This window comes from Paenibacillus sp. FSL F4-0122, from assembly GCF_038002845.1.
In the GTDB taxonomy this organism is placed as follows: Bacteria; Bacillota; Bacilli; order Paenibacillales; family Paenibacillaceae; genus Paenibacillus_AQ; species Paenibacillus_AQ odorifer.
Map to the genome: position 1 here is coordinate 2,901,080 of NZ_JBBODI010000001.1, position 15,051 is coordinate 2,916,130.

Below are 15,051 nucleotides of genomic sequence, written 5' to 3' on the forward strand. Positions count from 1 at the left end.
GGTATTGCTTAGCCCTTTTTATTAGATTTGATCTCGTCCTCATCCTAATTTGCATATACTAGATAATATATCGTAAGGGTCAGCAAAGTGTTTATTCTAGAAATAAATGGTTTATAATGCCGTCTCTCTTATTTAGATGGAATAGATATACAAATATAACAAACACTCTGACATAAATCTGCTATAACTGCTATAATTGAAGGAAATATGCCATTTTACATACTGAGTATTTAGAATGGAAGAGTATCCGACAGAAGGAGTTAATGTGATGAAAATCCGTAAAGCCATTATACCAGCCGCAGGTCTTGGTACCCGTTTTTTGCCTGCGACCAAAGCAATGCCTAAAGAAATGCTACCGATTGTAGATAAACCGACGATCCAATATATTGTTGAAGAAGCTGTTGCTTCCGGGATCGAGGATATTATTATTGTAACAGGGAAAGGTAAACGTGCGATTGAAGACCACTTTGATAACTCTTTTGAACTGGAATTTAACTTAGCAGAGAAGCAGAAGTGGGAGCTGCTTGAATCCGTTCGTAAATCTTCCGAAATGGCAGATATCCACTACATTCGTCAAAAAGAACCAAGAGGTCTCGGACATGCAATTTGGTGTGCACGTAAATTCATAGGAAACGAACCGTTTGCTGTCCTGCTAGGCGATGATATTGTTGAAGCGAATAAACCTTGTCTCAAACAGATGATAGATGTTTATGACGAGTATAAATCTTCTATCGTGGGTGTTCAGCCTGTTCCATGGGAAGAAGTATCACGGTATGGTGTTGTAGATGCTTCGCCTTTGGCAGAACGGGTATATAAAGCTAATCGTCTAGTAGAAAAGCCAAAGAGAGAAGAGGCTCCTTCTAATCTAGCAATTTTAGGACGATACATCTTAACTCCACGTATCTTCGATATGCTAGGTGAGCAGCAGGTAGGTGTAGGTGGAGAGATCCAACTTACTGATGCGATAGCACGTCTAAGCGAGGTTGAACGAATTATTGCCTATGACTTTGAAGGTAAACGTCATGATGTGGGTGAGAAAATGGGCTTTATCCAGACTACCATTCATTATGCACTTCAACACGAGGAGCTTAAAGATGACTTGCTTCGTTATATGAAAGAGCTTGTCGAGAGCGAAGCAGCTAAGGTTGGGCTATAAGTAAATCTCATAAAATAAAAAAGGCGCGCCACTGTAATTACAGTGGCGCGCTTTTAGGGTTTCATTCTTTTTTAAAATTGTGAATTTGTAATGGCCTCAACTTGTGCTGCTTCCGCAGGATCAGCTGCGATCAGCGAATCGTATAGTGCCTGATCCTCGCCACCAGTTTTCGCCAGTGCAGCTAGGTACCAACGGGCAATCTCACGATTGGTTGCATCAGCGAAATCTTGGCTTAAGGCTGTTTTTAAGATAGAGGCTGCAATTTGTATCTTTCCAGACATATACTGCATCTTTCCTACCTTCAGTGTCACATCCGGATTAAATGTCTTCGAAGGATCATTATCCGCAAGTACATGATCGTAGGCCAAAAGCCCAATAACAAAGCCAGCTTTCATGTTGTCTATTCTATCTGGATTATCTTGTTGTGCATAAGCTGCCTGCCCCAAATCAAATGAACGGCTGATGAGTGAACTGTACCAATTTATATCCCATGGAGTTTCACTGTTCATGATATCCGTGTAATTAGCATCTGAATTAAGCTTGAGAGTGGTCTTCGCCGCATCCTCTTGTCCGGATAAAAGTTGCATTTTGCCAACGTTTAAAGCGATAGTTGGCGTTACTGAGAAAGGACGCCCTTGCAGTTGTTCTGGTGGAAGAGTCTTCAGATGTTCAATCCCAGCAAGAACATGATTATATGCTTCTTGCGCTTCATTGAAATACTCTTGTTTCTTTGTCTCATCCTTTTGATTAAGTGCTTGCTGACCTAATGCAAAAGAACGGCTGATTATTGCATCATACCAATCGATATCCCAGTTGAACTTATCTGCGTTGTCACGGTAAATACCCAAGGCGACGTTACTTTGACCTTTCAGATCGTAGTAGCTCACTAATTGGAGCAGAAGATTTTTGTTGTATGGCTCATCTTTGAGTGCGCGAGTTAATACACTGTAAGATTCGTCAAGGAACTGTTCCTCTTGGGTCTGGCTAAATACCTGCTGATCCAAGGCTGAAAGATAAATTGTCGATTCTGGATGGCTTGGGCGTTTGTTCAAAGTCTCTATCAAGGGAGCTCTAAGCTCTTCGTAAGAATTGCTATAACCCCGTAATTGTTTAGCTTTCAAAGCGGAGTTACTGGAGCCAATATAGCTAATTGATAAGAACACTAGGAACAAGGTTCCTAAAGAAAGCACAGCGAGGTATCCAAAACGGATGCCCGCTTTATTCCAATTTTTCCGCAGTGGCTTGCTATCCATAACAGCTGCCATTCCAGCAAGACCAATAAAAACTAGTATGCCCATAAAGGCATAACTCATATTGAAATCAAGTAGACTGTGCACAAGAATAGATAGAGCAATAATTAAATAGAAGAAACCATTCTCGAATTCATTCTTATCCCGTTTTACATATCCACGAATATATTTATAGAAGATATACAGAATGAAGCTCATAAAGATGATAAATCCAACAATACCTACTTCAATGAGAAATTGTAAGAAGAAGTTATGCACCTGCCGGCTTGTATAAGGGTTATTCTGATAATGCTCATAGAGTGATGCCCAGCCTCCTCCACCAGCACCGAGGATCGGATAATCCTTAACCACCTTCAAGGCATCCTTATAAAAAGTAATCCGCTCGAGTACGCTATGTTGTTGGAAGTTGATGTTCTCTAGGCGAGTCTCCATATTGTCGGGTAAGATGCTTTTTGCACTTGTACCAATGAGCAAGAATGCTACAATGGCTACCAGCACAACTGATCCGAGTGGGATCCATAGACCCGTCAGTTTACGGGACGACACTTTCTCCAATTTCATATGTAACCATGGAGATACGAAACGTTGGATCACCCAGCCGATAATGGCAACAACTATTGAAGCACCCAGCAGGTATCCCCAACCCTTTAAGGCAGCGGATGAAGTGAAATTTGTATTTAACTCTAAGCCCAGATTGGTCACTGGAGTTGTAATTAGTAGCGAAGCAATACCAGCAACTCCTAGATGCAGAATCCAAAGGATTTGCTGTGCAGGTTTTAGGAATAGAAGTAGGAGTATGAATACTACAGGTAGCAGGACTAAGCCGCCACGAGATAACGTCAGTAGGATAGAAACAATGATAGGTACCAACATAAAGCTGTGTGTTAACGTTCCATACCAATTTTTAGAGCGAATAAGCGCGAATATTGCTACAAATAGAAAGGCCATCAAGAAGGCAGCGTACGTGTTTGCGTACTGAAAGATCGAAGTCAGACGAAGTCCGTTAGAGTCAGTCATAACAGCATCTAAATAGACATCATTTCGGACAGTGTTTGAGAACCAACCTATAAGATTTCCTGCTAATTTACTACTGCCTAGCCAATTTAAAAGTCCAAAACCCACTATAAAATACGCAATCGCTAATATAGCATTTTGAATGACAACATTTACTTGCTTTTGCTTCATGAGATAAAAGGCTATAATGAAAACTGCGGCATATGTACACTGAATGAACAGCATATTCATCGCCGTATAATGCGAAACTGCGACAAACAGTGACAGAGCATAGGTCACAGGGAGCAATAACGCTGCCCAAGCTACTAAATCACTCTGCTCTTCAAGCTTGAATTTTTTGTAGTTCAAGCCAACACAGACTAGCAGCATCAGTGCGCTTAATAGTGCGGATACATATATTGGCTTCTCGTAATCTACTAGCGATCCATTAAACAATCCCACTTGAAATGGGGTCCAACACAAAAATAGAATAAAACCAACAACTAATGCCCATATCGGACTTGCTATCTTTTCAACATTTCTCGACTGAGCGGCGTTTTTACCGTATACTGGTTTCGACACGTTATAATCTCCTTTTCCTGTAGGTACGTGGATATTTTAACATATGTAAGGCGACCTAACTACTTTTTATCATTAATAATAAATACATTAATAATAAACGTATAGGTAATAAATGCAATAATAATATATATATGATTTTACTAAGGAGACGCACAAATGAGGAAAGAACCGTACATGAAGAGGATCAAAAATATATGTTCCTTAACTAAAAGTTTAGCTATTAATGATTTCAAATCAAAATATGCTGGTTCATATTTTGGATTGTTATGGGCGTTACTAATGCCATTAGTTACTATACTGGTTTATTGGTTTGTTTTTGAAAAGGGTTTGAAAGTCAGCGCCCCGGCTGATTTAAACGCACCTTTCGTTTTATGGTTTGTATCTGGGATTATACCTTGGTTCTATTTTTCTGAAGCATTAACAACAGCGACACATAGTTTCTTAGAGTATAATTATTTAGTTAAGAAGGTTGTTTTTAGAATTGAATTATTACCATTAGTAAAGATATTCTCGGCATTCTTAGTGCATCTGTTTTTCATTATAATCTTATTCTCCTTTTTTATTAGTTATGGTTATCCTATTAGTTTTTTTGCGGTTCAAATTATATATTATACCCTATGTAATATAATTCTTATTTCTAGTATATCTTGGTTAACCGCAGCAATTACTCCATTTTTTAAAGACTTCTCGTACGTATTGTCTATTATTTTGCAGTTTGGTATGTGGTTAACGCCAATTCTTTGGTCTGTAGATGTTTTGTCTCCGCATATGATTTTTTTGTTTAAATTAAATCCATTCTATTATATCGTAGAAGGTTTTCGAGATTCTATGATTAATAAAATTTGGTTTTATGAGAAATACAAATTGACACTTTACTTTGCATTTGTAGTCATAGTTAATTTTGCTATATCAATAAAAGTATTTAGAAAACTTAAACCACATCTTTCTGATGTGCTTTGATAAGGTGGTTTGGAAATGGAAACTATAGCGATCAGCGCTCAAAATGTCAGCAAAACTTATAAACTATATAAAACTCCTATGGATAGGCTCAAGGAGTCTTTATTTTATCGAAAGAAGACGTTGTATTCTGAGCACCATGCTCTTCAGAATCTCAATTTCACTATAGATAAGGGAGATATTGTAGGTATTATTGGAGAGAATGGATCTGGTAAATCAACTTTGTTAAAAATTATAACCGGAGTATTAACGCCATCAAGTGGTATCTCAGAAGTGAATGGAAAAGTAGCTGCACTTTTGGAGCTTGGTGCCGGATTTAACTTTGAGTATACAGGTATTGAAAATATCTATTTAAACGGTTTGATGATGGGTTTTAAAAGAGAAGAAATAAAAGAAAGACTTGAGCAAATCCTCTCGTTCGCAGAACTAGGGGAGTATATTTATCAACCAGTTAAAACATATAGTAGTGGTATGTTTGCAAGGTTAGCCTTTTCTGTTGCTATCAATGTACAACCTGATATTTTAATAGTCGATGAGGCTCTAAGTGTTGGAGATATGTATTTCCAAGCGAAATGTATAACGAAAATGAAAGAATTATTTCTCCAGGGAGTTACAGTTTTATACGTAAGTCACGATTTGAATTCTGTTAAGTCCTTGTGCAAAAAGGCTATATATTTGAAAAACGGAAATCTTGAAGCTTACGGAGATGCTGAAAAGGTAGTAGATATGTATGCTAAATATGTTAGAGATCAAATGAACAATAATACTAAGGGGAGAGTGAACTCGGAAGATAAACTGTACCATCTCGATGAGGTTTCCTTGGATGACAATCTTGTCTTCAAAGAGAATTCTGAGTTTATGGAGAAAGTGGAATATTTCAGGCAGGGGACCCGTGATGCGATTTTAACAGAGCTAGAAGTGTTAGATAGCAACAATAATCCAGTTATAACAGCTGATTTTAATGACAAAATTAAAATTAGAATGCATATAAAATTTGATAAAAAATGTCAAATTTCTGTTGGGTATCATATTAGAGATAAACAAAACATCGAATATTTAGGCAGTAATACTTTGATTGAGGAAATCGGCGAAATATCTGGCGAAGCAGGTCAGAAGATAATTGTTGAATTCAAAACGCGCTTACCCTTAGTAGAAGGAATGTATAATTTTTCTACTGTTCTTTCTACCTCAACTATAAAAAATAGAACATCGTTATTCGTAGACTATACAGAGAACTCATATATATTTGAAATGCGCGAAAGGGATCCTTATAAGATCTGGAACAAGTTATATATTCCAAATGAAATACAGATAAGTAGAGTTAATTAGGAGGTGAATTTTGAGTTGTGATTCCATTTCATCAATTTCAACGTTATAAGATGGTAGAGATTATTTTTGAATTATTGGGGATTAAAGAACTTGAACTTTCTATTCTGGAAGTAGGGGCGAATGAACATAAAAATTTAGAGAACTTTGTTGAAAATAAGAATATAAAATATTTGGATTTACTCCTTCCTGAAGAGTTATTAAATGATCCATCATTCATACAGGGTGATGCTACTAACCTTAGCTTTGATAATAATTACTTTGATTTTGTTATTGGGCTGGATGTCCTTGAACATATTCCTCTGCATAAGAGAAATGATTTTCTATCTGAAATTGAAAGAGTATCTAAATATGGATTTATAATTTCAGCGCCGTTTTCAAATAACGGGATAGAGGAAGTGGAAGAGAGATTAGGTGCTTTTTTTCATTATTTATATAACGGTGAAATACTATGGAGTAAAGAACATCAGGAAAATGGTTTGCCTGATCTTCAATTAATTAAAGATAAGATGGATGAATTTAATGGAGAGTGGAATCAATTTAACCATGCTTCAATTTTTCTGTTCGAGAAATTTATGCAAATGGAGTTTAAGACAGGATTACATCCTGATATATATGAGTACTGGAATACGGTAAATAGTTTTTACAATGAAAAATTATTTTATAAAGATTTTAATAATGAAGAATCAGTACGTACGTTTATTATATATGGCAAAAATGGATTCGAAAAAAGAATTGATAACTTGCCTTCGCTTTTCAAAAAAATAAGTGCAGAAATGACCTCGGAAGATTATGCAATGATATCGCATCATGAAAATATGATTGACTTTATGTCAACTCATAAAATGAATGCAGATAACAACAAAAAAAATGGAGGTGATCTTGATAAAGATAATTTATACCTTCAAATATACTGGGATGATGGTCAGGGGTACAGTGAATCAAAAAGTGAATCTTTTAAAGTAGAAAAATCCCAAAAAGTATTTCAAGTTAATTTCGATCTTCCTGCTTTAGCCAATAAGATTAGAATAGATCCTTCTGCTACTAAGTGCATTATTGAAATTTTAGATTTAGAATTAACAAATCAAGATAATTTAAAAAACAAAGAATATACACTGAGTTCAAATGCTTTCTCTACAGAGAATAATCAATATATGTTTCTTAATAATGATCCTCAAATTGTTATTGAGGTTATGCAAGGCACTTATATTAGATCAGTTTCGTGTCTGCTTAAATATAGTACTCCTGTACTAGATATATCAGAGAATTTGATTTCAAAATTACAAGCGAATAGTGATTGGGAACATACTAAATATAAATATATGAATTTTGTAAAAAAATTACGGATGAAGAATCAAACTCTCAAAACAAGGATTAAGAATTTAAAGTTAACAAATGAAGATCTGATACAGAGAAATCAAGAAATGCAAGAAATGAATGAGTCACGAGAAAATTGGTTTGATGATGAGTTTAAGAAGAAAGATGAAGTACTTAAAATGATTGAGTTGAATAATTTGGGGATTTCAAAAGAGAAAAGTGAATTAGAAAAAGAAATCGAAGCTATTAAGAATAGAAAGGCCTATAAGTTAATAACAAGATTAGAACCAATCATTGATAAATTAAGGAGAAGAAAAAATGACTGATTCAATTACAAAATGTAGTATTCTATTGGTGACATATAATCACGAGAGTTATATCAATCAAGCAATAGACAGTATTCTAGAACAAAAAACGACGTTTGATTATGAAATTGTAGTAGCAGATGACTGCTCAAAAGATAGTACTATGAGTATAATTCAGCAATATGCTGAGAATCATCCTGGGAAATTCAGGATTTTAGCTAATGAGAGTAATTTGGGGATAACGCTAAACTATAAGAGAGGCTTTGCTGCATGTAAGGGAGAATACATAGCTATTCTAGAAGGTGATGATTTTTGGACTGATCCTTTGAAAATCCAAAAACATGTGGATTTTCTAGAGTCTAATAAAGCTTGTGTTATGACCTTTAATCAATTTGTGGTACATGACATGAAGAAAAAGAGATATAATGTTCAACCTTGGAATTGGGATCATAGTTTCCAGTTGATCACAGTCTCTGAACTTGTACTGGACAATTTTATAGGTAATTTTTCTACTTGCGTATATAAGGCTAAGTATTTGAAGCAATTAGATAGCTCTTTATATGAGTTGACAGTTTATGACTGGATGACGAATATAATGGTAGCCCAGAATGGACTGATTGCCTATCTCCCCGAAGTGATGTCTGTGTATCGCTTGCATCCGAACGGAACTTGGAGTCAGAAGAAGGAATTGGAAAAGTTGAAAGATACTGTTTCCTTGATAGAGCAGTATGATAAATATCTAGATGGTCTGTATCATGAAGAGTTCAATGCTCATAAAAGAAGACTTCAGGATAGAATAGATAATATAGATGGTCCTTTGATTATTACTAGTAAAGAGAGTATTAAACAAAAAGTAAAGAAATACCTTCCTCCATTTGCAACATCACTCTTAAAAGGTATAATACCCCCAAAATTTTATAAATAGAGCAGGTGCAGAAATTGAAAAGTACTAATCCGAAAGTTTCTATAATTATTCCATCCTATAACCATTCAAAATTCATTGGAAAAGCTATAGAGAGTGTTTTAAACCAAACGTATGAAAATTTTGAATTACTAATTATTGATGATGCATCACCTGACAACTCTGTAGATGTGATAAAGAAATATGAAGATCCCAGGATTAAATTTTATGGATTTGAAACAAATCAGGGAGCAGTTGATACACTTAATCATGGAATAATAAACTCATCATCAGAGTATATTGCTTTGTTAAACTCAGATGATTATTGGGAAATAGATAAATTAGAGAAACAAGTGCACTTTTTAGAAGAAAGTGATAGTGTGGATTGTGTTTTTTCAGACGCCAATTTTATTGATGAAGCAGGAAGAGTGTTATCAAAAACAGATTATTTTTGGGCAGACGCATTCACTCAAAATAATAAGTCTTCTGGGCAATGGTTAAAACAATTATTTTATAAATTAAATTGCTTTTGTCATCCATCGATGCTTATTAAAAAGGAAGTGTATAACGAAGTTGGATTGTATGATCCGAGTTTGAGGCAATTACCGGATTTTTCAATGTGGATAAATGTTATTAAAAAATTCAATATTCATGTAATGGAAGAAAAATTAGTTAACTTTAGAATATTATCTAATGAAATGAATACTAGTTCTGTTACTTATGAAAATAGAATTAGGAATAAAAATGAGCTTTTTATTATTATGAGTAACTTTTTTGATGAAATAAAAGACGAAGATTTTGTTGAAGGTTTTCTAGATGAATCGAACGCCTTATATACGAAAGAAGAAATTGAATGTGAAAAAGCATTCGCTTATTTAAAAGAAATATCCCCTGATATAAAACCTATTTACGTTCTTATTGGTTTACGAAAACTTAGCATTCTTTTGAAAAATGAAAACACAAGAAGAGTTTTAAAAGAAAAGTATAATTTTAGTGCCAATGATTTCTTCGCATATACTGGTAAACTTGATATTATTGATGTGTTTGAAACGTCATTTCATCAGGTGGTAGTGGAAAGTGCTAAACGGAAAATACAAAAAGATACAAACCTATATTCAACAATCAGGAAATTTTTTAAAAAATAGGAGCCGGTAAGCATGTTAAATGAGTGGAATGGATTACCGATTGTTATTTATGGTACTGGAGGGTGTGCTAAAGAAATCAAAGCTTTAATAGATGAAATAAATGATTATTCGTATACTAATATATATCATTTGGTTGGTTTTGTGACTAATGATCCAAATGAAATTGGTAAATCTATTGAAGATGTAGAGATTATTACTTCTAATGTGGAATTTTCCGGGTATAGCGACAAATTCCCGGTAATCGGTGTGATAATTGGTTTAGCGGATCCAAAGATTAAAGAAAAGATATATCAAGAAATTATGGATTTAAATAAATCGAATATTGTTTTTCCTAATTTAATACACCCTCTCTCTAAATTGTCTAAAAGTTCTAATAATAATATGGGGTATGGAAATGTAATCTGTTCAGGAGTAAATCTTACTGTTAATGTGAAACTAGGGAATTTTATATTATTAAATCGATCCTGTAATATTGGTCACGATTCTACAGTTGGTGATTTCTGCACTATTAATCCTGCAGCAGTCATCTCAGGGAATGTGTCTATAGGTGAGTTAACATTAATTGGTGCAGGAGCTTGTGTTAGAGAAAAAACTAATATAGGTGTTAAAAGTATTGTTGGGTTAGGGGCAATAATAATTAAGAATGTTGAGGATTCTACAATAGTTATTTCTAAGGCTGCAACAAAAATGTCTACATGATTTATAAGTGGAGGGCAACTCATAATGAATGAATTAATTAAATTAGAAACACCTGTCAATGTAACAAAGACTTATATGCCTCCTTTTTCGGAGTTTACTGCAGAAATTGAACGTCTCTGGAATAATTCTTGGATTACGAATAATGGAGAGTTGCACCAAGAATTCGAGAAAAAGCTAATTGATTTTTTATCCATTAATAATGTTAGTCTTCTCGTAAATGGACACATGGCTTTAGAAACAGCCATTAAGACTTTAGGGATCACTGGTGAGGTTATAACTACTCCGTTTACATTTGCTTCAACTACTCATGCTATTGTCAATAATAATTTAAAACCAGTTTTCTGTGATATTGATTTAAGTGACTATAATATTGATTGTACCAAAATAGAAGCACTTATTAATGAAAATACGAGTGCCATAATGCCCGTACATGTATTTGGAACTCCATGTAATGTAGACGCTATTGAGAGGATTGCTCAGAAATACAATTTAAAAGTATTATATGATGCTGCACATGCATTTGGGGTTGAGATTAATGGTAAACCTATAAGTCAGTTCGGAGATATTTCGATGTTTAGTCTTCATGCTACGAAACTCTTTCATTCAATTGAAGGTGGAGTATTAGTTTATAAAAATGACGAATATAAAAGAATAATTGATCTTTATAAAAACTTTGGTATTAGCGGTCCTGAAACTGTTGAAATTGTTGGTTATAATGCAAAAATGAATGAGTTCCAAGCAGCAATGGGACTCGTGAACTTAAATCATGTTCAGGAAAATATTGAAAAAAGAAAATTGGTAACAGAAAGATATGTAGACTTACTTGGGGAGATTCCAGGAATAAGTCTTCTGGATTACAAAAAGTCAAATATAGTTTATAACTACTCTTACTTTCCTATTGTAATTGATAAAGAAAAGTACGGAGTATCCAGAAATACTCTATATGAAATCCTTCGGGACAATAATATTTTCACTAGAAAATACTTTTATCCATTGGCAACTGATTATAGTTGTTTTAAAGAGGAGTATTCAAATATTGAATTGCCTAATGCTAAGAAAATAAGTGATAACATCCTAACTCTACCTATATATCCTGATTTAAGTTATGACATAGTTGATTTAATATGTAAAAATATAGATATAATCCATAGAAGGTCATTATGAAAGGCATAATTCTTGCTGGAGGTACTGGTTCTCGTCTATTTCCTTTGACTAAAGTTACTAATAACACTTGCTTCCTGTAGGTAAATATCCTATGACATTTATGCTTTACATATAAAGTACAAGATGAAGCAGGTGGGATTGCACAAGCTTTAGATTTAGCTGAACAATTTGTTGGTAATGATCAAATGGTTGTAATACTTGGAGATAACGTCTTTGAAGATGATATTACGCAATATGTACAAAACTTTGTTGATCAAAAACAAGGGGCTAAAATATTGATTCAAGAAGTATCTGATCCCCAAAAAAATGGTGTTCCAGAGCTTCGTAATGGGCGAATTCTTTCAACTGAAGAGAAACCGGCTGAACCAAAATCGAATTACGCAGTAACCGGTATCTATATGTTTGATAGTCATGTGTATGAAATAGTTAAAAGCTTAAAGCCATCCGCACGTGGTGAATTAGAGATCACAGATGTAAATAATGCATATATTGTAAGAGATGAGTTAACCTACGATATTCTGCAAGGTTGGTGGACAGATGTTGGTACGCATGTGTCCTTAGCTAAGGCGGATGAACTAGCACAATCTGTTGTGTTTGGAAATGAGTTCGGTAAGCTGAAATTATAATGGTGAAGGAGGAGAGGTTATGAAGGTAATTCCTCTTCAACTGTTTGGTGCAAATTTAATAGAGCCTGTGGTTCATGGTGATAATCGTGGTTTTTTTATGGAAAGTTATAATGAAGAAATAATGAACAAGTTAGGTATAACTCATAATTTTATTCAAGACAACCACTCCCTATCTGCTGAGGTGGGTGTTTTGCGTGGTCTCCATTACCAGCTTAATCCCAAATCTCAGACTAAGTTAATTCGTGTCTTATCGGGTGCTATTTACGATGTGATTGTTGATATTCGTCTTAATTCGCCTACCTTTGGGCAATGGGTAGGTGTAATACTTAGCGAATATAATAAGCGACAGTTGCTTGTTCCGAAAGGATTCGCTCATGGCTTCTGTACATTAGTACCTAATACCCAAGTGTTATATAAGGTGGACGAATATTATTCCCCTGAGAATGATCGTGGCATATTATGGAATGATCCAGCGCTGGGTATTGGTTGGCCAACTTCTAGTGCGATATTATCGGATAAAGATCAACGTCATCCTTTACTGAAGGATGCGGAGTTAAACTTCGAAATGTAAACATCTCATTGAACAAAAGGTGGGTTATAAATGAAACTGTTAGTTACTGGCGGAGCTGGGTTTATCGGCAGCAACTTTGTGCTGTACATGATGCAACAACATCCTGATTACGAAATCGTCAACGTGGATGCATTGACTTACGCAGGTAATCTGGAGAACCTAAAATCGATCGAGAATCATCCGAACTATACGTTCGTGAAGGCTGATATTACAGATGTTACTGCGATGGATGAACTGATTAGCCAGGGTGTGGATGTCGTTGTTAATTTTGCGGCTGAATCGCATGTGGATCGGAGTATTTTAGAGCCGGAAGTGTTTGTGAAGACGAATGTACTTGGAACACAAGTACTTTTGGATGCGGCGAAAAAATACAGTATCACTAAGTTTGTTCAAGTATCTACGGATGAGGTATATGGATCACTGGGTGCGACTGGATTATTCACCGAAAAAACTCCTTTGGCTCCTAATAGTCCATATTCAGCAAGCAAAGCAGGCGGAGACTTGCTAGTACGTGCATATCACGAAACGTTTGGACTGCCAGTGAATATTACCCGCTGCTCAAACAATTATGGCCCGTACCAATTCCCGGAAAAGCTTATTCCGCTCATGATCTCCCGCGCTCTTGCTGATCAAGCGTTGCCTGTTTATGGCGATGGAATGAATATCCGTGACTGGTTGTATGTTGAGGATCATTGCAGCGCGATTGATCTGGTTATTCACAAGGGTGTGAACGGCGAAGTCTACAACATTGGCGGTAATAATGAACGTACGAATGTGCATATTGTAAACACGGTATTGCAGGAACTAGGCAAACCTGATTCTTTGATCACTTATGTTCAAGACCGTCCAGGTCATGATCGCCGTTATGGGATTGATCCAACTAAGATTATGAATGAACTGGGATGGAAGCCGAAACATACGTTTGAAACAGGTATTAAAGAAACTATCCAATGGTATCTCAATAACCGCGAGTGGTGGACCCGTATTCAATCTGGGGAATACCAAAAATACGCTGAACAGCAATATGGTGATCGTTTAGGTGACTCATTGTAATTTTGATACGGGGGTAAACTAGCTATGAAGGTACTTGTTACAGGTGCGGCCGGACAACTGGGTCAGGACGTAGTTTTACTGCTCCAGCATCAAGGTCACGAAGTGTTGGCTTGCGATCGTCAGGAGATGGATATTACTGATCTGGATCAATGTATCCAAGTTATTGGTGGGTTTGGACCAGATGTGGTTATTCATTGCGCTGCTCATACCGCGGTAGATGCGGCAGAAAGTGACATCGATGTTGCATATTTAATAAATGCAACTGGAAGCCGGAATGTAGCTCTTGCTACTGAGAAAATTGGAGCTAAACTGGTGTATATCAGCACGGATTATGTATTTGATGGTTTAGGATCACAGCCTTACCATGAGTACGATAATACAGATCCTAAAAGCATCTATGGTAAGTCTAAGCGAGCTGGTGAAATATTAGTTCAAAGCTTGTCATCTAAATATTTTATCGTGCGGACTTCTTGGGTGTATGGTAAGCATGGGAATAACTTTGTCAAAACGATGCTAAAGCTTGGTCAGGAAAAGCCATTACTACAGGTAGTGGATGACCAAAAAGGTTCGCCAACATATACAGTCGATTTAGCTCAATTCTTGCTTGAGCTTATCCAAACTGAGAAGTATGGTGTATACCATGCGTCAAATAGTGATTCTTGTACTTGGTTTGAATTTACACAAGCGATTTTTGTAGAGGCTGAGGCTATTTTGGATTTGAGTTTTACGGCCAAACTTAACCCGTGTTCTACGGAACAATTTATACGTCCTGCACCACGCCCTCGTAATTCTGTGATGGAGCATTTGTCAATACGTACAAACGGTTTTCAGGATATACGTCACTGGCGTGAAGGTTTGAGAAGCTTTCTGCTAGAACTTAAAAAGTAATAGTGGTAACATTATCCCCGTAACGGGAAGAGAACTAGGTCTTTGAATAGCCCTTATTTAGTATTAGGTACTAAATAAGGGTTAATTAATTAATGTTAACTGCCATATTAGTATTAAA

12 protein-coding genes and 1 pseudogene are annotated in these 15,051 nt (G+C 35.7%); 12 read left to right on the forward strand and 1 reads right to left on the reverse strand.

Going from position 1 to position 15,051, the window contains the following annotated elements; genetic code table 11:
- The first annotated feature begins 268 nt into the window (after positions 1 to 268).
- Positions 269 to 1,156 carry a UTP--glucose-1-phosphate uridylyltransferase GalU gene (galU, locus tag MHH49_RS12340; RefSeq protein WP_036678633.1) on the forward strand — a complete coding sequence of 296 codons (888 nt, stop codon included), beginning with the start codon at positions 269 to 271 and terminating at the stop codon, positions 1,154 to 1,156.
- 71 nt (positions 1,157 to 1,227) lie between these two features.
- Here galU and MHH49_RS12345 read toward each other — a convergent pair whose 3' ends face one another.
- The gene (locus MHH49_RS12345; RefSeq protein ID WP_036678634.1) at positions 1,228 to 3,981 is read right to left on the reverse strand and encodes an O-antigen ligase family protein; all 2,754 of its coding nucleotides are present in this window, start codon (positions 3,979 to 3,981) and stop codon (positions 1,228 to 1,230) included.
- A gap of 156 nt (positions 3,982 to 4,137) precedes the next feature.
- Here MHH49_RS12345 and MHH49_RS12350 point away from each other — a divergent pair, with 156 nt between their 5' ends.
- The 11 genes and pseudogenes from MHH49_RS12350 (at position 4,138) to rfbD (ending at position 14,933) form a co-directional block, all read left to right on the forward strand.
- Complete coding sequence (locus MHH49_RS12350; RefSeq protein ID WP_051491033.1) at positions 4,138 to 4,941, forward strand: ABC transporter permease; 804 nt, start codon at positions 4,138 to 4,140, stop codon at positions 4,939 to 4,941.
- 15 nt (positions 4,942 to 4,956) lie between these two features.
- Positions 4,957 to 6,267: an ABC transporter ATP-binding protein gene (locus MHH49_RS12355; protein ID WP_036678636.1), complete on the forward strand. Its 1,311-nt coding sequence runs from the start codon at positions 4,957 to 4,959 to the stop codon at positions 6,265 to 6,267.
- Between the two features lie 17 nt (positions 6,268 to 6,284).
- Positions 6,285 to 7,907, forward strand: a complete 1,623-nt coding sequence (locus tag MHH49_RS12360) for a class I SAM-dependent methyltransferase (protein WP_036678637.1) — start codon at positions 6,285 to 6,287, stop codon at positions 7,905 to 7,907.
- The gene (locus tag MHH49_RS12365; RefSeq protein ID WP_036678639.1) at positions 7,900 to 8,811 is read left to right on the forward strand and encodes a glycosyltransferase family 2 protein; all 912 of its coding nucleotides are present in this window, start codon (positions 7,900 to 7,902) and stop codon (positions 8,809 to 8,811) included. Before MHH49_RS12360 ends, MHH49_RS12365 begins: the two co-directional genes overlap by 8 nt.
- A gap of 14 nt (positions 8,812 to 8,825) precedes the next feature.
- Positions 8,826 to 9,932 carry a glycosyltransferase gene (locus MHH49_RS12370; protein WP_051491034.1) on the forward strand — a complete coding sequence of 369 codons (1,107 nt, stop codon included), beginning with the start codon at positions 8,826 to 8,828 and terminating at the stop codon, positions 9,930 to 9,932.
- A gap of 12 nt (positions 9,933 to 9,944) precedes the next feature.
- Entirely contained in the window at positions 9,945 to 10,631 is a 687-nt protein-coding gene (locus MHH49_RS12375; RefSeq protein WP_036678641.1) for a PglD-related sugar-binding protein, read from the forward strand.
- A 24-nt stretch (positions 10,632 to 10,655) separates the two neighbouring features.
- Positions 10,656 to 11,795: a DegT/DnrJ/EryC1/StrS family aminotransferase gene (locus tag MHH49_RS12380; RefSeq protein ID WP_036678642.1), complete on the forward strand. Its 1,140-nt coding sequence runs from the start codon at positions 10,656 to 10,658 to the stop codon at positions 11,793 to 11,795.
- A pseudogene (locus MHH49_RS12385) lies at positions 11,792 to 12,421 on the forward strand (sugar phosphate nucleotidyltransferase). The gene MHH49_RS12380 and the pseudogene MHH49_RS12385 overlap by 4 nt, the downstream one beginning before the upstream one ends.
- Before the next feature lie 19 nt (positions 12,422 to 12,440).
- Positions 12,441 to 12,992, forward strand: a complete 552-nt coding sequence (gene rfbC / locus MHH49_RS12390) for a dTDP-4-dehydrorhamnose 3,5-epimerase (protein WP_036678644.1) — start codon at positions 12,441 to 12,443, stop codon at positions 12,990 to 12,992.
- A gap of 30 nt (positions 12,993 to 13,022) precedes the next feature.
- Positions 13,023 to 14,045, forward strand: coding sequence for a dTDP-glucose 4,6-dehydratase (gene rfbB / locus MHH49_RS12395; protein ID WP_036678645.1), 1,023 nt, complete (start codon positions 13,023 to 13,025; stop codon positions 14,043 to 14,045).
- A gap of 24 nt (positions 14,046 to 14,069) precedes the next feature.
- On the forward strand, positions 14,070 to 14,933 hold the full coding sequence (rfbD, locus tag MHH49_RS12400) for a dTDP-4-dehydrorhamnose reductase (protein WP_036678647.1): 864 nt from the start codon (positions 14,070 to 14,072) through the stop codon (positions 14,931 to 14,933).
- The last annotated feature ends 118 nt before the right edge of the window (positions 14,934 to 15,051 follow it).

Excerpts from the sequence above, each read along its gene's own strand:
- galU (WP_036678633.1), top strand. The coding sequence starts at position 269 with ATGAAAATCCGTAAAGCCATTATACCAGCCGCAGGTCTTGGTACCCGT.
- MHH49_RS12350 (WP_051491033.1), top strand. The coding sequence starts at position 4,138 with ATGAGGAAAGAACCGTACATGAAGAGGATCAAAAATATATGTTCCTTA.
- MHH49_RS12355 (WP_036678636.1), top strand. The coding sequence starts at position 4,957 with ATGGAAACTATAGCGATCAGCGCTCAAAATGTCAGCAAAACTTATAAA.
- MHH49_RS12365 (WP_036678639.1), top strand. The coding sequence starts at position 7,900 with ATGACTGATTCAATTACAAAATGTAGTATTCTATTGGTGACATATAAT.
- MHH49_RS12375 (WP_036678641.1), top strand. The coding sequence starts at position 9,945 with ATGTTAAATGAGTGGAATGGATTACCGATTGTTATTTATGGTACTGGA.
- MHH49_RS12380 (WP_036678642.1), top strand. The coding sequence starts at position 10,656 with ATGAATGAATTAATTAAATTAGAAACACCTGTCAATGTAACAAAGACT.
- rfbC (WP_036678644.1), top strand. The coding sequence starts at position 12,441 with ATGAAGGTAATTCCTCTTCAACTGTTTGGTGCAAATTTAATAGAGCCT.
- rfbB (WP_036678645.1), top strand. The coding sequence starts at position 13,023 with ATGAAACTGTTAGTTACTGGCGGAGCTGGGTTTATCGGCAGCAACTTT.
- rfbD (WP_036678647.1), top strand. The coding sequence starts at position 14,070 with ATGAAGGTACTTGTTACAGGTGCGGCCGGACAACTGGGTCAGGACGTA.